We start from the raw sequence: 17579 nt of genomic DNA, 5'->3' as shown, positions 1-17579 counted from the left end.
ATGAAAAATACGTTCACGCCCAATGACACAGCCTTCGCTGGTCAAATACCCGACCGCGACATCATGACTCGCAGTCTTCACCTCATGCGTAACAGTCTGGTAACGGCAGACCTTCTGTTTGCCAAGACCCACTACCTGCCCAACCTTTATGAAAAGCTCACACGCCTGAACATCCTGGCTGTCACTGAACAACAGTACCTCGGAGAACACGCTGAACGGCTGATCATCGATATCGAGTCGAAGACCGCCCTGCTGAGGCAGTACGCTCAACCCTCCGCCACTCCCATCGATGCCGAGGAGCTGGAAGATATCAACGTTCAGTGTCAGCGCCTCGTGAACAATGCCACTGCCATAGCCCAGCAACTGGCCAGTGCTCTGAGTGGCATGACACAAGGTATTGATCGACAGCAGACCGCTGAGTTTGGGCAGAGTCTGCAAGGTGACATGGCAAACGCAGGCACCAGACTCGACGTTTTACACACCACCCTGGCGAAGTTGAACGAAGAGCGTCAAGTGCTGAGCACCGCTATTGACGCCCTGGAAAGCAAGGGCGCGACGAGTATTGCCAAGGACACGTTGATCACTGCAGACAAGGTGCTCAGCCTGGGAATGCAGCCCCCTGAACTCGCAGTGATCATGCTGGCGCTCGAGCAAATGAAGGCGACCCTGGAAAAGGGTGAGGCGGGAATCAACCTCATCGCGATGATCAAACGCCGTGATGGTTTTCGCGAGCGCATCAATGCCCTGTCCCAGCAACTGGCAGGCATGGACAAGGAAAAAATGGCGCTCGCACAGCGCATTGAGCTGATTGAATGCTTCAACGCTTTTGACGAACATCGCGCCGCTTATGTCGAGCAATACCAGAAAATCAAAAACACTCTGGACAGCTTTCTGGTCGTCAACACCACAAGCGCATCCGATGGCAAGCAACGCAGCATGCGCCTGATCAACTCGGGCCAACAGTTGATCGGCTACTTGAACCGCATTCGCTGACGCCACCGAAGCCCACGTTGCAAGGGTAATGGCCTGTACGTCCTTGCAACCTGCGTTTATGCACCTGCCGTTAAACGGCAGCCAAACAGCTATCAATTCAACGTGCGGGAAATTCAGCGTCTTTCAGAAGCGTTCGACACTGGACAGGATCTGACTGTCTGAACCCTGGATGAAACGCAAAAAAAACCCGCGATCACTCGCGGGTTTTCATATCAGGACAACGCTTACAGATAGAACGACTTCAATGGCGGAAAGCCGTTGAATTCCACTGCGCTGTAGCTGGTGGTGTAGGCACCGGTCGACAACCAGTACATACGGTCACCGATGGCCAGGTTGAGTGGCAGACCGTACTTGTAGTTCTCGTACATGATGTCGGCGCTGTCGCAGGTCGGGCCTGCAATGACCACTTCTTCCATTTCGCCTTTCTTCTCGGTCCAGATCGGAAACTTGATGGCTTCGTCCATGGTTTCGATCAGACCGGAGAACTTGCCCACGTCGGTGTATACCCAACGCTCGACCGCAGTACGCGACTTACGGGCGACCAGTACCACTTCGCTGACCAGAATACCGGCGTTGGAGATCAGCGAACGGCCTGGCTCCAGAATGATTTCCGGCAGGTCGTCACCAAAGTCTTCCTTCAGGAAGCGGATGATCTCTTCAGCGTAGGTTTCCAGGCTGTTGGTGCGGGTGATGTAGTTGGCCGGGAAGCCGCCGCCCATGTTGATCAGCTTCAGAACGATGCCGTCTTCTTCTTTCAGACGCTCGAAGATCACTTTGACCTTGGCGATGGCAGCATCCCAGACGCTGATGTCGCGCTGCTGCGAGCCGACGTGGAACGAGATGCCGTAAGGCACCAGACCCAGATCACGGGCAAGAATCAGCAGGTCCATGGCCATGTCGGTCTGGCAGCCGAACTTGCGCGACAGCGGCCAGTCGGCGGTGGTCGAGCCTTCGGTCAGAATACGCACGTAGACTTTCGCACCCGGCGCAGCCTTGGCAATGTTGCGCAGATCCGCTTCCGAGTCGGTTGCGAACAGACGCACGCCCTTCTCGTAGAAGTAGCGAATGTCCTTGGATTTCTTGATGGTGTTGCCGTAGCTGATGCGCTCCGGACCAACGCCACAGCTCATGACCTTGTCCAGCTCGTAGATCGACGCGATGTCGAAGCTGGAACCCTTGTCCTTGAGCAGATTGATGACTTCGACGGCCGGGTTGGCTTTGACAGCGTAATAGACCTTGGCAAACTCGAAGCCCGCACGCAGGTCGTCGTAGGCTTTGCTGATGATGGCGGTATCAATGACCACGAACGGAGTTTCTTGCTTGTCAGCGAACGTCTTCATTTTCTTGAAGGTTTCGGCTGAATAGTAGTCTTCGACATTGATCGACATGCTGCTGGAACTCCTGATGGCAAGCGGTATTGGTAAATGGGTGCAAATGAACGCCCTCCGTATCCCCACTTTGGTTCGCCTACTTCCCAAGGCATGTCGCCGAAAGCAAAAAGGCCCTGAAGGGCTGCCTTCCTGGCCTTGCTGTCTCGTCGTCAGTACTTGAGCCGGATGGATCGTTTCCAGCATGGACGTTCGGCGCGAACTTTAGGACCTGAGGGGCCGGATATCAACAAAAAATGTCGCGTTTTTGCACAGAGCGCTTGAGTTGCCTTCCCAAGGACCTGTTTAACCGACCTGCATGACAGGCAGATGTTCCTCAGTGTCTGATAAACCGACAAACGCGTCCGGTTGGCAAGGATCCGTTGAGAAATCAAAAAAGCCAATCTGGACGTCTGTTATGCATCATATAAAGTCGCTGCTCATGAACCAGAGCCTCAGCGTCAGCACCCATGGCGGACGTTTGATAGTAGGTTATCCGAACGGGCGATTGCAGGCGCAAGAGTCGACCGGGCTGCAATCGTAATCGAGGCTCTCTTATCAGTTTGGCCTGCACATAGGAAAACGGAATACCTTCGCGACGTGGGAACATCGGCGCAATACCCGTCACCTCACCGTGATGGATTTCGTCGAGCTTTTTCAACCACGGTTGAAAAGCAAGGTCGGGGATATTCAGTGCATTGAACTGACGCGCTGATGCAGCCATCACCACGCTTTCGAAGTCCTTGGAAGTGCGTGCCAGACTTGCGGCATCAAGACCAGACAAATTACCCGCAATCATTTCTTTTATGTGCGGCGGCATGTCGGCAAGAACGGCCTCTGGTTTGCGAAAAATGCCCTCGGACAGCTTATTTTTGATCGCAGGCAATCCGCGCCCTCTGGAACCGCGTAACCATTGTTCCGCGGCGTCTCTCATCAGCCGCGTATTCCTTGATACCCCTTGGAATAGTGTGCCAATAGCGCGAAAAATATGCCCGCCAGGGTCGCTCCGGTTCACCGGATCACCCGCACAATAGCCATAGGCATTAAGCCCGCCTTCGCCAAAAGGGCTGAAGCTATCGGGGCTGTTGAAGCGCATCAAGACCGGATTGTAGGCCCGGTAACCGTTGCCAAGCAGGTAGTGACCGGTAACTGTGTCAATCTGCTCTCCATTGAAGCCCGGTACCTCTGGGTTCCTCGCAGCTTTTTCACTGTAACCATAAGGTGTGTAGGCAATAGCCGTCCTCTGCTCAACACCGCCCGCATGCAATACATTTTGTTGCTGATCTGCAGCATCCAAAACAACAAGGCGCTTTCCATTGGCAAGGGTCTGCTGCGCCAGAGGCATTCCTCTCACGCGAAAAAGTGTGCGCTGCTCGCCATCAAGCACTTCGGTTGTCAACTGCTGGCCGCCATAGAACCGCTGCCTCATCGCCTGAGCCAGAGGAGTCAGACTCGCAAGGCGATCCAAAGGGTCATACCTGTATCGACAAAGCTCGTTCATCATCAGTACCTCGCTGCGCTTCGGTCAGAAGAAACTAAATCAACCGCTGCCCAAAGTGCTACTGACAGAAATGCCAGTAGCCTGCACAGGCAGAAACGCAGCGAGAGCAGCACGAACTTTACGTCAACGACCTCCATTCATCCGGGATCACTGACGGTAAGGCGTGCCCTTCCAGGTTGAACAAACGGGGAGGCAGGATCAGTAGCAAGAAATTTGATGAAGACGGCCACTGCAACGTGGAGAAACGGGTGGCAACGGCTACCGCCAGTCACGAAGACTGGCGGTAATGCCAAAAATCAGGAAGCAACCTGATCCGCAGGCGAAACAATACTGGTCTTCATACCACGCGAACGACCCGAGCTCAGGTAAGCCGCAATGGACTCCTGCGTCACTTCACCCAGGAACACGTTCTCGGCATCCAGCACCGGTAGCCAGGCGCGGTTGAACTCGTACATGCGCGACAGCAGGATGCGCAAGTGCTCGTCGTAAGCGGCGGTTGCGTTGAACTCACGCAGGAACTGCGCGCACGTGCCCTGCTGGCGATGCAGGTCACGGCGACGTACGTAGCCCATTGCCTTGTTCTCGCTGTCGGTGACAACGATGTAGCGACGGTCATTTTCGTCCATCACGTCCAGCGCATCGGCCACCGGGGTTTCCGGGCTGACCGATGGCGCGTTGTCGGCTGCATCTTCGGCCTTGACCAGCAGCAGACGCTTGAGGGTGCTGTCCTGGCCGACGAAGCTGCTGACGAAGTCGTCCGCCGGATGCGCGAGCAAGGTGTCCGGGTGATCGATCTGCAGCAGTTTACCGCCACGGAAGATGGCGATCTTGTCGCCCAGCTTGATGGCTTCATCAATGTCGTGGCTGACCATGATCACGGTCTTGTTCAGCGCGCGCTGCATCTCGAAGAACTCGTTCTGGATCATCTCGCGGTTGATCGGGTCGACCGCACCGAACGGTTCGTCCATCAACAGCAAGGGCGCGTCGGCTGCCAGTGCACGGATCACGCCGATACGCTGTTGCTGACCACCTGACAGTTCACGCGGGTAGCGATGCAGGTACTGCTTGGGCTCCAGCTTGATCATGCTCATCAGTTCGCGAGCACGGTCATGGCAACGCTGTTTGTCCCAGCCGAGCAGCTTGGGCACGACCACGATGTTCTCTTCGATGGTCATGTTCGGGAACAGACCGATTTGCTGAATCACGTAGCCGATGTTGCGACGCAGGGTCACTTCGTCCAGATCAGTGGTGTCTTCGCCATTGATCAGCACTTTGCCGGAGGTCGGCATGATCAGGCGGTTGATCATTTTCAGCGTGGTGCTCTTGCCGCAGCCCGAAGGGCCAAGGAAGACGCAGATTTCGCCTTCGTTGACCGTGAGGCTGACCGAATCGACAGCCTTCACTTCTTTGCCGTTGCTCTGGAAAGTCTTGGAGAGGTTCTGGAGTTCGATCATTTCAGTAATCCTTTTGGAGTCAGCGTGCGTTGCAGCCATTGCAGGAGAAGGTCGGCGATGATGGCCAGAATGCTGACCAGTACCGCGCCGACGATCAGCATCGACATATCGCTGCGGCTGATTGAAGCGAGAATGAGTACACCCAGACCACCGGCACCGATGGTCGCGGCGATGGTCATGACACCAATATTCATCACCACGGCGGTGCGCACACCGGCGAGGATTACGGGTACGGCGATAGGCAGTTCAACCATGCGCAGGCGCTGGCCGAAGGTCATGCCGATGCCTTTGGCGGCCTCGCGAATACCCGGTTCGACGCCTGTCAGGGCCAGGTAGGTGTTACGCATGATCGGCAGCAGCGAATAAAGAAACACTGCGGTAATAGCCGGCATCGGGCCAAGGCCCTGGCCAAATTTGGAATAGAACGGCAACAGCAGGCCGAACAGGGCAATCGACGGCACGGTCAGCAGCACCGTGGCGCTGGCCTGCAACGGGCCTGCCAATGCTGGAAAACGCGTCATCAGCACGCCCAGCGGCACGCCGACGAGAATCGCCAGGGTCACGGCGATGCCCACCAGCGTAATGTGCTGCCAGGTCAGTTGCAGAACCTGTGCCCAGTCCAGATGGGAGAAGGCGCTCAAGAAACTCATATCGTCTCCTTCCTTAATTCAATGGGTGCTGGCGCAGAAAGTCTGCAGCAACCGTGGAGGGGCTTTCATGGCCGACGTCGACGCGAGCGTTGAGGTCGATCATGGTCTGGTTGTCCAGCAGGTCAGCCAGCGGCTTGAGCAGCGTGGCGATGTCCGGATGCTTGTCCAGATATTCCTGACGGATCACCGGCGCTGCGGTGTAGTCAGGGAAGTAGTGCTTGTCGTCTTCCAGCACTTTCAGTTTGAACGCATTGAGACGTCCGTCGGTGGTGTACACCAGACCGGCGAAAACCTGACCGTTGCGCAACGCGGTGTAGACCAGCCCGGCGTCCATCTGCCGGGTGTTTTCACGACCGAGATTCATGTCGTAGTGCTTGACCATACCGATCAGGCCGTCGGAACGGTTGGCAAACTCGGTGTCCAGCGCTACGACATGACCCTCTTTGGCTTCGTCCTTGAGCACTTTGGTCAGGTCGGTCATGGTGTTGACCTGCGGGTACTTGTCAGCCACTTTTTGCGGCAGTGCCAACGCGTAGGTGTTGTTGAATTTCGACGGCGAAAGCCAGACCAGGCCTTTCTTGGCATCGACTTCCTTCACTCGCGCGTAAGTCTGTGCGCTGTCGAGTTTTTCATCGATGTGGTTGTAGGCAACCAGCGACACACCAGTGTATTCCCAGAGTAGATCCAACTGACCGCTTTCCTGTGCGCTACGCGCCAGGTTGCTACCAAGACCGCCGGTAATCTGCACATCGTAGTTCTTGGTTCGCAGGTATTGCGCAGTCAGCTCGGCAAGCATGGTCTGTTCAGTGAACACCCGTGCGCCGACCCGTAGAAGGGGTTTATCCGCCGCTTGGGCAAATGCCGGAAACAGCAAGGCCAAACCTAAAAACAAACATATTCTTTTCATGATAATTCCTTCGCTCAGCGAGCCAGACCGCGTTCCAGCCAGAGACGACTGGCCAGTACCACCAGCCCGTCAAGCAGCAGCGCCAGCAGAGCGGTACACGCCGCACCCAGCACCAATTGCGGCTGGTTGTTCAAGGCGATGCCGGGGAAAATCAGGCTGCCCAGGCTATTGGCACCGATGAGAAACGCCAGCGGCGCGGTCCCGACATTGATCGCCAGCGCGACACGCACACCACCGATGATGATCGGCACGGCGTTAGGCAACTCGACACGCCACAACACCTGACGCGGCGTCATGCCGATACCGACAGCGGCTTCCTTGAGTGAACCCTGAACGTTTTTCAGGCCTTCATAGGTGTTGCGCACGATGGGCAGCAAAGAGGCGAGGAACAGCGCGAAGATCGCAGGCCCGCTGCCGATCCCGAGTATCCCGAGGGCAATGGCCAGAACGGCGAGAGGAGGAACGGTGTTGCCAATGTTGAATATCTGCATGAAACGTTCGGCGCGGCCAACCATGCTCGGGCGGCTTAGGGCGATGCCTGCGGGGATACCGACCACCAGGGCCGCCAACATTGAAACCAGAACCAGAATCAGGTGAGCCTGAAGGTAGAACAGCAGGTCATCCTGGTATTGCTTGATAGTACTGATGCCGATCCAGTGGATCAGCAGGGCCAGGAGTGCGATCACAACCGCACCTCCCAATAGCCCCTTGCCATAGCGATTAGCCACAGGCGGACTCCTTATTTCAGTCGGCGAACGCGTTGACCAGGGCGTCCGCAAAGGACACCGGCAATAACGTTCGCGAAGAGCAGCGGGTGGGTCGCCGGTAAGGGTTTAACCTCGGCGAAAACACAAGCCATAAGCGCAGCTTCGTCAAGCCAACATGCTGATGAATCAGCCCCTTGCGTTGGCTTCGTTGCGAGCCTTGACGGGGGAGTGGACGTCTCCACGACCTGAAAGGTTCCCACACGAGACATTATCTGGCCATCGTTTATTGTCTGAACGGTTCGGTTATTGCCGCGAGTTGAGCTATAATCTGCGCCCTTTTTCAATACCGTCTCAGGCGATTTCCCATGACCCAACAGGCCGCCGAAGTCGCGAAACGCCGCACTTTCGCCATTATTTCCCACCCGGATGCGGGTAAAACCACCATCACGGAAAAACTCCTGCTGATGGGCAAGGCCATTTCTATCGCCGGTACGGTCAAGTCGCGTAAATCCGACCGTCATGCCACATCCGACTGGATGGAAATGGAGAAACAACGCGGTATTTCCATCACCACATCCGTGATGCAGTTTCCGTATCGCGAGCACATGATCAACCTGCTCGACACGCCGGGTCACGAAGACTTCTCCGAAGACACCTATCGCACCCTGACGGCAGTCGACTCCGCGCTGATGGTCCTCGACGGCGGTAAAGGCGTCGAGCCACGCACCATTGCGCTGATGGATGTCTGCCGCCTGCGCGACACGCCTATCGTCAGTTTCATCAACAAGCTCGACCGCGACATCCGCGACCCTATCGAGCTGCTTGATGAAATCGAAGCCGTCCTCAAGATCAAGGCTGCGCCGATCACCTGGCCGATTGGTTGCTACCGCGACTTCAAAGGTGTCTATCACCTGGCCGACGACTACATCATTGTCTACACCGCAGGTCATGGCCACGAGCGTACGGAAACCAAAATCATCGAGAAACTCGATTCGGACGAAGCCCGCGCCCATCTGGGTGACGAGTACGACCGCTTTGTCGAGCAACTGGAACTGGTGCAGGGTGCCTGCCACGAGTTCAACCAGCAGGAATTCATCGACGGCCAATTGACCCCGGTGTTTTTCGGCACCGCGCTGGGCAACTTCGGCGTCGACCATGTACTCGATGCCGTGGTGAACTGGGCTCCCAAGCCACTGGCACGCGTGGCCAACGAGCGCACCGTCGAACCGGCCGAAGAGAAATTCAGCGGTTTCGTGTTCAAGATCCAGGCGAACATGGACCCCAAGCACCGCGACCGCATCGCGTTCATGCGTATCTGCTCCGGCCGTTACGACAAGGGCATGAAAATGCGCCACGTGCGCTTGGGCAAGGACGTGCGGATCGGTGATGCGCTGACGTTCTTCTCTTCCGAGCGCGAGCAACTGGAAGAAGCCTACGCCGGTGACATCATCGGTTTGCACAACCACGGCACCATCCAGATCGGCGACACCTTCACCGAAGGCGAAGCGCTGGGCTTCACCGGTATTCCGCACTTCGCACCGGAGCTGTTCCGCCGCGTGCGCCTGAAGGACCCGCTCAAATCCAAGCAACTGCGTCAGGGCCTTCAGCAGCTGGCCGAAGAAGGCGCCACACAGGTGTTCTTTCCGCAGCGCAGCAACGACATCATCCTCGGCGCCGTCGGGGTGCTGCAGTTCGATGTGGTCGCCAGCCGTCTGAAGGAAGAATACAAGGTCGAGTGCGCCTACGAGCCAATCACCGTCTGGTCAGCCCGCTGGATCGACTGCGCCGACAAGAAGAAGCTTGAAGAGTTTGAGAACAAGGCTGTGGAAAACCTGGCAGTGGACGGCGGCGGTCACCTGACCTACCTCGCCCCTACCCGCGTGAACCTGGCACTGATGGAAGAACGCTGGCCCGACGTGAAATTCCGCGCCACCCGCGAGCACCATTGATAACCCAGACTATCGTGCGACGCAGAGCGTCGGGAACGGCATTCCCACGCTGGAGCGTGAGGAACGATAAGCTCAATGGCGACTATCGTGCGACGCTCTGCGTCGCATGCCGTTCTGGACGCTCTGCGTCCAACCCTTCCTGAACATCCACTGACCTGGATCAACCATTCAGCGCAAAATGAGAATTAATCTCAATAGTGCCTTGCTATTATCCCGATAAGAATTATTCTCATCTTACTTGCACAGGAGATGAGACATGACCTATTTGATCGATGCATGGCTGGACCGGCCCCACCCTTACCTGAGAATTCTTCATCGCGAGACGGGCGAAGTGTGTGCGGTGCTGGAAGAGGAAGCGCTGGAGGAGTTACGTGATCAGGGCGATCTGGATGTGTGCAGCTTGAGTTCCAGCGAACCATTGGTGCTCAAGGAGCTGGTGAGAAACCTGTTTCTGTTCTGCTATGCGCGGGCGTTACGCCCGATGGGTGAGTTGCACTGAGCATGGAGCATCAGCACAACCCCGCCGCTGAACGAATCAGCGCGATTCGTTCAGCGACCCTCTGGATCGACCGGGTCGATTACAGAACGTCGAGCAGTTCCACGTCGAACACCAGCACGCTGTGCGGTGCGATGCTGCCCACGCCCTGAGCGCCGTAAGCCAGCTCGCTCGGTACGTGCAGACGCCATTTGCTGCCAGCGTTCATCAGTTGCAGCGCCTCGGTCCAGCCAGCAATCACGCCGCTGACCGGAAATTCCGCAGGCTCGCCACGATCGTAGGAGCTGTCAAAGACGTTACCGTCGATCAGCGTACCGTGATAGTGCACGCGCACCTGATCTTCACGGGTTGGCTTGGCGCCAGCGCCAGCGGTCAGCACTTCGAATTGCAGACCCGAGGCCAGCGTGGTCACACCTTCGCGTTTGGCATTTTCAGCCAGGTAAGCCTTGCCGGCACCCGCAGCCTGTTCAGCCTTGGCGGCCGCTTCGGCCTGCATGATTTCACGGATGACCTTGAAGCTGGCGGACATTTCTTCCTGACCCACACGGCTTGGCTGACCGCCAAATGCATCACGCAGGCCTGCCACGATGGCTTCCAGGTCGACACCCGGTGGCGGGTTGTCGCGCAACTGGTCGCCCAACTGACGGCCAATGCCGTAGCTGACGCGGGTTTCATCGGTGGACAGATTGACTTCGGACATGACACTGCTCCGCAGAGGGGCACGCAGTCGGCAATCACGCAATACCTGAACGGCAATCACGCTATACTCTGATGCGCCCCGAACCAAAAGGGCGAGCAGCCTAGCACAATTGCCGCTACAGCCCCTACCGCAGCAGCAATACGCTGCTGGCGATCAGGACCAGGAGGAATGAAAAGAGATCGGCATGCGCATCTCGGAACGGTCATTGACCGGCATGCCGCACAGCTCGTCATGCACCACACAATGGACCAGGTAAAAAGGCACCACCGGTATGTCCTTGAGCAAATCCCGCGCATGCTCCACCGAGCGAAGATGCAGGGTCTTGCCTGCCGGGTCCTTGAGCATCACCGAAGTGCCATTCATGCGCACATCCAGCAGATAGATGCCGCCTTCGATGGAGATCAGGTTCAGCTCATCGACCCGCCCGGCCTGGGCGTGTTCGATAAATTCCTGATAATTCATGATCGAACCTCCTGCGCAAATGCCTGATGCATCGGAACGGACGTTTTACAACACACAGCGCCGACATACCAGAAACGATAACGCCCGCCCCTTTCATCGCGTGTCGCCTTAGTGCTTGGTGACCTTGTCCAGATAGCCCATCGCAAACGCGGATATCACGAAGGTCATGTGGATAATCACGTACCACATCAGGTATTCAGGCTTGATGTTGGTGGCATCCATGAACACCCGCAGCAGGTGGATGGAGGAAATTGCCACAATGGAGGCCGCCACTTTCATCTTCAGCGAAGACGAATCCATGGTGCCCAGCCAGTTGAGCTTTTCCTTGTCCTCATCGATGTCCAGCTGCGATACGAAGTTCTCGTAGCCGGAAATCATCACCATCACCAGCAAACCACCCACCAGCGCCATGTCGATCAGCGACAGCAGCACCAGAATCAGATCAGCTTCGGCCAGCGAGAAGATATTGGGGATGACGTGAAAGATTTCCTGGAAGAATTTCAGACACAACGCCAGCAGCCCAAGGGAAAGACCGAAATAGATCGGCGCCAGCAGCCAGCGCGATGCGTACATGGCATTTTCAAAAAAACGTTCCATTGATACTCGCAAGGTGTTTTGAAGGAGCGGGCGAGTATATCAGCGGTAACGCGCTGCTCTGGAGATGCGACAAAATATCGCACAGCGCGCATATACGCACTGTCAGGAGACCGGCATGCATAGCGCAGACTGGCTAGAAAAGCGATGAGCGCTCACACACCACCATGCCACTGTTGATACGTCGCAGTTCAGCTTGAATATGCAAGGTCCATATCGGTACATCATCGGCGCATTGATAACCATGCAGCGACAGGCTCTCGATAATGCTCGTCAATACCGCCTGCGCCGCTGGCAGGCCGTTGAACGGTCCTTGGGATTTGATCGCGGAGGGCTGTTCTTCAGCCATGCCGGCTGCGAAGAGCACCATCCATTGTCCACCATCGTGGGGAAGAGGCCGAATGACACATTCGATGCGGGTCATCAGCCCCATGCATTCTCGGGTAAGGCAAAGGCTACGCTGCATGATGCGCTCCTGATCAGCAACAGTATTCATCCGTCTGGCAAAGCAGGATGTGCGCCAATCCGATTGGCCACTGCGGTCATGATCAAGATTAGAAGAAAACCGTCCCGCAGAAAATATCCCTGATGAACGGATCGCTGGTGAACGCAATACCGGACGGTTTCAGCACCGCCCGGCTAGCGCCGTTGTCAGACCTTCAGTTCAGGTTGTAACTGGGCTGGCTCCTTCTCCAGCTCTTCCTTGAGGTCTTCGTCGCTGAGCATTTCCGCGATGTCGCGCAAGCGCTCGACCACACGTGCATTCACGCTGCCTTCCGGAAACTCGCCATTCTCGTCAGGCGCACCGGCAGGCTCGCCGACCAGCAGGCTCAAGGCCTCATCGGCCTGACGTACCGCATAGATATGGAATTGCCCGTCACGCACGGCCTGAACCACACGCTCATCCAGCATCAGCGTGGTGACGTTGGCGTGCGGAATGATAGCGCCCTGCTCGCCCGTCAGCCCGCGAGCCTCACAAAGACGGAAGAAGCCTTCGATTTTTTCGTTGACCCCGCCCACCGCCTGCACTTCGCCGAACTGGTTGATGGAACCGGTGATTGCGAAGCACTGCTTGAGCGGTGTGCGCGACAACGCTGAAATCAGCGTACAGGCCTCGCCCAGCGACGCACTGTCGCCGTCCACGTAACCGTAGGATTGCTCAAGCGCGATACTCGCGGATATCGCCAGCGGGAATTCCTGAGCGTAACGACTACCCAGGTAGCCGGTAAGGATCATCACGCCCTTGGAGTGAATCGGCTGGCCAAGATTGACCTCGCGCTCGATGTCGACAATCCCGCTGCCACCCGGATAGACCGTGGCGGAAATACGCGCCGGCACGCCAAACGCCGAATCACCGACCTCCAGAACCGTCAGGCCATTGCATTTGCCGACCGCGGCACCGTCAGTGTCGATGAGGATCACACCCGCCATCATGTCATCGAGAATCCGCGCGGAAACCCGCCCGGTGCGCGTGGCCTTGGCCTTCAGCGCACGCTCGATATGCCCGGCGTCGGTCTTGTCGTCACTGGCCAGCTGGCGGATGAAGTCTGCCTCGCTGACCAACTGGAACAGATCGCCGATACGCGCCGACAAACGCCCCTGGTGTTCAGCCAGTCGAGCGCTGTAGGTTGCCAGTCGCGCCACCGCATCGGCGGTCAAAGGTGCCATGCCCTCTTCTGACGTTCGGGTTTTCAGCAACTGAGCGAATTGCTCGAGCGTTTCATCGACCATCGGAATTTCTTCGTCGAAATCGACCAGTACCCGAAACATCTCCTGAAAGTCAGGATCGAGGTCTTGCAGGGTGTAATACAGCGAGCGCGAACCAATGATGATGATCTTGACGTTCCACGGAATAACCTGCGGCGTCAGGCTCACGGTTGCCACGCGCCCCAGCTCGCCCAGCGGTGATTCCATCTTCAGCTTGCGCGACTGCAGGGTGCGCTTCAGCGCGTCCCAGACGAACGGCTCGCCGAGCATTTTTTCGGCTTCCAGAATCAGAAAGCCTCCATTGGCGCGATGCAGCGCACCGGGCCGCAACTGGCGATACGTGGTGTACAGCGCGCCCTGATCAGTGCTGTATTCGATACGCCCGAACAGGTTGTCATACGTAGGATGCTGCTCGAAAACCATCGGTGCGCCGCCGTCACGGGTATTGCCGACCACCAGGCTCGGGCTGTACTGCTCTTCCAGTAACTTGCGTGCCTGAGCGTCGGTCTTGGCATCGTCGACCAGTTGCTCGACCAAGGTCTTGAGCAGGTACACCTGCATCGCTTGCAGGTACGCACAGACCGCAGCGTTCTCGGCGTACTTTTCCGAGAGCGGCGCCAACAAAGGCTGCAAGGTCAGCGTGATGGTTTCTTCGTTCAACTGACGAAGCTGGTTGTTCGACTCACGCTTCCACTGCGGCAGGCTGGCCAGCTCTTCGTTGAGGCGCTCCTCAAGGGCGGAGATATCTTCGTGAAAACGCTCGCGATCAGCCTCGGGCAACTGCGAAAACTCGGCCTCGTCCAGCGCCTTGCCATCGGCCATCGGCGTGAAGGCGATGTTGGAGCTGTCGCGATACAGCGCGATGTCCTTTTCCAGCGACAGGCGCTCGATCACATCCAGTGCGCGGTCGTAGCGCTGATTGAACGCACGGTCGATCGAGCTTTTCTTCTGCTGATAGGACGGGTGCTCGAATACCGCCGGAAAGGTCACCAACAGGTTATCGATCAGGCCACCGATGTCGGCCGTGAATTCATGCGCAGTGCCCGGTGGCAGTTCCAGCGCCTTGGGCTCGCGGGGCTCATCGAAATTATTGACGTAAACCCAGTCCGAAGGCGTCTTCATCCGCTTGCCTTCGGCCTTGAGGTAGCGTTTGACGAACGAAAAGCGGCCAGTGCCGGGTTCACCCATGACAAATACGTTGTAACCAGGGCGCGGCATGGCAACGCCGAACTGCAAGGCCTCTACGGCACGCTCCTGGCCTAGCACACCGCGAAAGGGTTCAAGCTCGTTAGTGGTCGCAAAGCTGAACTGCTCAGCGGAAAACGGACGGGTCAGCGCATGTGGCGCCAGGCGTAGGTTGGCTGCGACAGAATCGGGCATCAGTAATCCTTACATCAGGCGGGGCAGATGTCGGCATTCTGGCGCTCGCCGTACAAGACTTGCAAGGCAGGAAAAACCGAAAGGCACTTACAGCCTTAAAGCCATAGCCCGCTGCCCGGAAAATTTCTATTTTCGGCAATAATCTGTAATAGCTCACGGAACCCTTGGAACCCGCCTAAGCTCCAAACTGCACAGGTGGTTGCTGGTTGGCCGTCTGTCTTGATGTGACTACTCAAGAAACTCGACCCTTGGCTGAACTAAAAAGAGAAAAAGCTATGAAACGGATTCTTCTTGGAACGCTCTTCGCCGCTGTATCCATCAACGCTATGGCTCAAGCGCCAGGCGGTCCGGACTGCGGCTGGGGCAACATGCTGTTTGAAGGTCAACGCGGCACTCCAGCTCACTTCCTGGCCTCAACCACCAACGGCACCTCGGGTAACGCCACCTTCGGCATGACCTCCGGTACCAACGGCTGCTCGACCAACAGCGCACTGACTTACGGCGGTAAATCCTGGCTTGCCATGAACGGCATGATGGATGAACTTTCCAAGGACATGGCGATGGGTCAGGGCGAAGCACTGACTACCTACGCTGTGGTATTGGGCGTTGCACCAGAAGATCGTGAGCACTTCGCTGCGGTCACTCACGAGCACTTCTCGCAAATTTTCAGCAAGGCCGACGCCACCGCTGAAGACGTTCACACCAACACCGTCAACGTTCTGAAAAACGATCCGACTCTGGCCAAGTACGCTACCCAGGCTTAAAGTCGTTCGCCCGCCTTTTCATCGCAAAAGGCGGGATCACCTTTCCTGACTTCTCTTGACTAGTTGCCCTCTATGCTCAAACGTCTTGTCTCGCTGGCGCTGTTTGTCTGTGCCCCCTTGTCTGCGGCACCTCATGCTACCGCTGACCGTTTGCAGCAATTGGCCAATGAGCCGTTCTGGATTTCACTGGGTCACTACGAGGCAGGCAAGCTCGGCGGTTGGCGCAGCTATGTGACAGACCCGAAATTCTTTCTCGCTGCGGACGGTGCACACGACCCGAAGGCGGAATTGAGCGCGACACTTGACGCCATATACGCCCCCGTAACCAACGAACAGACCCACGCCCAGTGCGTGTACCCGGCACGCACCCGCTGGCTGCGCGACCAGTTGCAACTGACTGACCTGCCCACGCCGGACTGCAAAGAGTTCAAGGCCTGGTACAAGGATGTGGCACCAGACAGCACCGTGCTGATTTTTCCGGCCGCGTACCTCAACAGCCCCTCGTCGATGTTCGGCCACACGTTACTGCGCATCGATCCGGCCAGCGCGAAAACCAACAACACCACGTTACTCAGCTATGCGATCAACTTCGGTGCCTACATCGAAGGCATGGACAACAGCATTCTGTATGCCTGGAAAGGCTTGGCTGGCGGCTATCCGGGCTTGTTCGCACTGGTGCCCTATCAGGAAAAGCTCTCGGAATACCGCAGCCTGGAAAACCGTGACCTGTGGGAATACCGTCTGAACCTTACCCCGGAAGAAACCGGGCGCATGGTTGAACATGTCTGGGAATTGAAACAGATTCGCTTCAGCTATTTCTTCTTCGACGAAAACTGCTCGTACCGTCTGCTGGAATTGCTGCAGGTCGCACGACCCGGGCTGAATCTCACCGAGCAATTCGGCCTGACTGCGATCCCGACCGATACGGTCAAGGCGATCAAGGCCGCAGGGCTTGTGGAAAAGATCGACTATCGCCCTTCTCGCGAGCGGGAATTGCTGAGCCGCGCCGAGCCCCTTGATGCCGACGAACAACAGTGGGTGCTGAAAGTCAGCGCCGATCAGAAACAACTGCAAAACAGCGAGTACCTCGCCCAGCCGAAAGAACGACGCGCGTTGATTCAGGACGCGGCCTACCGTCTGGAGCGCTACCGCGCCAACGGGCTTGAACGCGACACGCAGCGCTCGCAACGCAGTTTCGAGTTGCTGCAGGCGATCAATCAGAACCCGCCGCCACAGCTGGACATCCCGCGCCCCGGCCTGCCGGAAGAAGGCCACGAATCACGTACCTGGCAACTGGGTGCGGGCACACGCGGTGACAAAGCGTTCGCCGAATATGGCCTGCGCATGGCCTATCACGACCTGAACGACAACGCTTACGGCTTTCCGCTGGGTGCGCAGATCGAGATTCTTCAGCTCAAGGTGCGCCAATACGAAGGTAACGACTGGCAAGTTCAGCAGTTGGACCTGGCCACCATTCGCTCCCTGACCCCGCGTACCGAGCTGCTGAAACCCTGGTCATGGCAAGTTACCGGCGGGCTGGAACGGGTACTTGGCAAACATGGCGATGAAAACCTTGTCAGCCATGTCAACGGTGGTGGCGGCGGTACCTGGCAATTGGGCGACGAAGTGCTGGGCTTTGCGCTGGGCACTGTAAGGGTCGAGCACAACAACGACTTCGCCGAATTCATCTCTCCCGCTGCTGGTTTCAACACTGGCTTACTGTGGCGCAACCCGCTGGGCAACCTGAGCCTGGAAGCCAAGGGCGACTACTTCACCAACGGCGAAGTACGCCGCAGCGTCAGCCTCAATCAGCAGTGGGAGCTGTCGCGCAATCTCGGTTTGCGCCTGAGTGCCCAACGCGAGTTCAGCCAGATGAGCTCGCCGCAGAACGAAGTGATGCTTGAGGTGAAGTGGTATCACTACTGACAGGATAAGTGCAAAAACTGCG

General features: G+C 57.2%; 16 protein-coding genes. 5 read left to right on the top strand and 11 right to left on the bottom strand.

Annotated elements, in window-relative coordinates:
• On the top strand, positions 1–993 hold the full coding sequence (locus RYB66_RS11705; protein ID WP_020477116.1) for an alpha-xenorhabdolysin family binary toxin subunit B: 993 nt from the start codon (positions 1–3) through the stop codon (positions 991–993).
• A gap of 224 nt (positions 994–1217) precedes the next feature.
• Here the strand turns inward: RYB66_RS11705 and RYB66_RS11700 are convergent, their stop codons facing one another.
• The 6 genes from RYB66_RS11700 to RYB66_RS11675 form a co-directional block, all read right to left on the bottom strand.
• The gene (locus tag RYB66_RS11700; protein WP_005745335.1) at positions 1218–2381 is read right to left on the bottom strand and encodes a type III PLP-dependent enzyme; all 1164 of its coding nucleotides are present in this window, start codon (positions 2379–2381) and stop codon (positions 1218–1220) included.
• A 370-nt stretch (positions 2382–2751) separates the two neighbouring features.
• Positions 2752–3861: an RHS repeat-associated core domain-containing protein gene (locus tag RYB66_RS11695; protein WP_016982589.1), complete on the bottom strand. Its 1110-nt coding sequence runs from the start codon at positions 3859–3861 to the stop codon at positions 2752–2754.
• A gap of 296 nt (positions 3862–4157) precedes the next feature.
• Complete coding sequence (locus RYB66_RS11690) at positions 4158–5315, bottom strand: betaine/proline/choline family ABC transporter ATP-binding protein (RefSeq protein WP_005745338.1); 1158 nt, start codon at positions 5313–5315, stop codon at positions 4158–4160.
• Positions 5312–5965 carry an ABC transporter permease gene (locus tag RYB66_RS11685; RefSeq protein WP_005745339.1) on the bottom strand — a complete coding sequence of 218 codons (654 nt, stop codon included), beginning with the start codon at positions 5963–5965 and terminating at the stop codon, positions 5312–5314. The genes RYB66_RS11690 and RYB66_RS11685 overlap by 4 nt, the downstream gene beginning before the upstream one ends.
• Before the next feature lie 13 nt (positions 5966–5978).
• Positions 5979–6872 carry a glycine betaine ABC transporter substrate-binding protein gene (locus tag RYB66_RS11680; RefSeq protein ID WP_005745340.1) on the bottom strand — a complete coding sequence of 298 codons (894 nt, stop codon included), beginning with the start codon at positions 6870–6872 and terminating at the stop codon, positions 5979–5981.
• Positions 6873–6886: 14 nt separating this feature from the next.
• The gene (locus tag RYB66_RS11675) at positions 6887–7600 is read right to left on the bottom strand and encodes an ABC transporter permease (protein ID WP_005745342.1); all 714 of its coding nucleotides are present in this window, start codon (positions 7598–7600) and stop codon (positions 6887–6889) included.
• A 344-nt stretch (positions 7601–7944) separates the two neighbouring features.
• Between RYB66_RS11675 and RYB66_RS11670 the strand changes: the two genes are divergently transcribed.
• The gene (locus tag RYB66_RS11670) at positions 7945–9528 is read left to right on the top strand and encodes a peptide chain release factor 3 (protein ID WP_002555213.1); all 1584 of its coding nucleotides are present in this window, start codon (positions 7945–7947) and stop codon (positions 9526–9528) included.
• 256 nt (positions 9529–9784) lie between these two features.
• Positions 9785–10027 (top strand): hypothetical protein, encoded by a 243-nt coding sequence (locus RYB66_RS11665; protein ID WP_002555214.1) that lies wholly within the window; start codon positions 9785–9787, stop codon positions 10025–10027.
• A 79-nt stretch (positions 10028–10106) separates the two neighbouring features.
• Here the strand turns inward: RYB66_RS11665 and RYB66_RS11660 are convergent, their stop codons facing one another.
• The 5 genes from RYB66_RS11660 to RYB66_RS11640 form a co-directional block, all read right to left on the bottom strand.
• Positions 10107–10724: an FKBP-type peptidyl-prolyl cis-trans isomerase gene (locus tag RYB66_RS11660; protein WP_004655498.1), complete on the bottom strand. Its 618-nt coding sequence runs from the start codon at positions 10722–10724 to the stop codon at positions 10107–10109.
• A gap of 153 nt (positions 10725–10877) precedes the next feature.
• Positions 10878–11186 (bottom strand): DUF6482 family protein, encoded by a 309-nt coding sequence (locus tag RYB66_RS11655; protein ID WP_005780828.1) that lies wholly within the window; start codon positions 11184–11186, stop codon positions 10878–10880.
• A gap of 108 nt (positions 11187–11294) precedes the next feature.
• Positions 11295–11783, bottom strand: coding sequence for a TIGR00645 family protein (locus RYB66_RS11650; RefSeq protein ID WP_003313787.1), 489 nt, complete (start codon positions 11781–11783; stop codon positions 11295–11297).
• A 133-nt stretch (positions 11784–11916) separates the two neighbouring features.
• The gene (locus tag RYB66_RS11645; RefSeq protein WP_011169498.1) at positions 11917–12246 is read right to left on the bottom strand and encodes a hypothetical protein; all 330 of its coding nucleotides are present in this window, start codon (positions 12244–12246) and stop codon (positions 11917–11919) included.
• A 185-nt stretch (positions 12247–12431) separates the two neighbouring features.
• Entirely contained in the window at positions 12432–14867 is a 2436-nt protein-coding gene (locus RYB66_RS11640) for a Lon protease family protein (RefSeq protein WP_316894425.1), read from the bottom strand.
• A 275-nt stretch (positions 14868–15142) separates the two neighbouring features.
• On the opposite strand from RYB66_RS11640, the gene RYB66_RS11635 reads away from it, so the two are divergent.
• Together RYB66_RS11635 and RYB66_RS11630 are read left to right on the top strand one after the other, a co-directional pair.
• Positions 15143–15631, top strand: a complete 489-nt coding sequence (locus RYB66_RS11635; RefSeq protein ID WP_003379721.1) for a DUF3015 domain-containing protein — start codon at positions 15143–15145, stop codon at positions 15629–15631.
• Positions 15632–15703: 72 nt separating this feature from the next.
• A complete protein-coding gene (locus RYB66_RS11630; protein WP_005745344.1) occupies positions 15704–17557 on the top strand; it encodes a DUF4105 domain-containing protein in 1854 nt (617 codons plus the stop codon).
• Positions 17558–17579: the final 22 nt, after the last annotated feature.

Origin of the sequence: Pseudomonas syringae group sp. 243L2 (assembly GCF_032587875.1) — a bacterium.
Classification (GTDB): domain Bacteria; phylum Pseudomonadota; class Gammaproteobacteria; order Pseudomonadales; family Pseudomonadaceae; genus Aquipseudomonas; species Aquipseudomonas amygdali.
Note: the sequence above shows the minus strand (reverse complement) of the source record. Positions and strands in the feature narration are given on the sequence as shown.

Excerpts from the sequence above, each read along its gene's own strand:
- RYB66_RS11690 (WP_005745338.1), bottom strand. The coding sequence starts at position 5,315 with ATGATCGAACTCCAGAACCTCTCCAAGACTTTCCAGAGCAACGGCAAA.
- RYB66_RS11670 (WP_002555213.1), top strand. The coding sequence starts at position 7,945 with ATGACCCAACAGGCCGCCGAAGTCGCGAAACGCCGCACTTTCGCCATT.
- RYB66_RS11635 (WP_003379721.1), top strand. The coding sequence starts at position 15,143 with ATGAAACGGATTCTTCTTGGAACGCTCTTCGCCGCTGTATCCATCAAC.
- RYB66_RS11700 (WP_005745335.1), bottom strand. The coding sequence starts at position 2,381 with ATGTCGATCAATGTCGAAGACTACTATTCAGCCGAAACCTTCAAGAAA.
- RYB66_RS11685 (WP_005745339.1), bottom strand. The coding sequence starts at position 5,965 with ATGAGTTTCTTGAGCGCCTTCTCCCATCTGGACTGGGCACAGGTTCTG.
- RYB66_RS11660 (WP_004655498.1), bottom strand. The coding sequence starts at position 10,724 with ATGTCCGAAGTCAATCTGTCCACCGATGAAACCCGCGTCAGCTACGGC.
- RYB66_RS11695 (WP_016982589.1), bottom strand. The coding sequence starts at position 3,861 with ATGAACGAGCTTTGTCGATACAGGTATGACCCTTTGGATCGCCTTGCG.
- RYB66_RS11640 (WP_316894425.1), bottom strand. The coding sequence starts at position 14,867 with ATGCCCGATTCTGTCGCAGCCAACCTACGCCTGGCGCCACATGCGCTG.
- RYB66_RS11630 (WP_005745344.1), top strand. The coding sequence starts at position 15,704 with ATGCTCAAACGTCTTGTCTCGCTGGCGCTGTTTGTCTGTGCCCCCTTG.
- RYB66_RS11645 (WP_011169498.1), bottom strand. The coding sequence starts at position 12,246 with ATGCAGCGTAGCCTTTGCCTTACCCGAGAATGCATGGGGCTGATGACC.
- RYB66_RS11680 (WP_005745340.1), bottom strand. The coding sequence starts at position 6,872 with ATGAAAAGAATATGTTTGTTTTTAGGTTTGGCCTTGCTGTTTCCGGCA.
- RYB66_RS11650 (WP_003313787.1), bottom strand. The coding sequence starts at position 11,783 with ATGGAACGTTTTTTTGAAAATGCCATGTACGCATCGCGCTGGCTGCTG.
- RYB66_RS11655 (WP_005780828.1), bottom strand. The coding sequence starts at position 11,186 with ATGAATTATCAGGAATTTATCGAACACGCCCAGGCCGGGCGGGTCGAT.
- RYB66_RS11665 (WP_002555214.1), top strand. The coding sequence starts at position 9,785 with ATGACCTATTTGATCGATGCATGGCTGGACCGGCCCCACCCTTACCTG.
- RYB66_RS11705 (WP_020477116.1), top strand. The coding sequence starts at position 1 with ATGAAAAATACGTTCACGCCCAATGACACAGCCTTCGCTGGTCAAATA.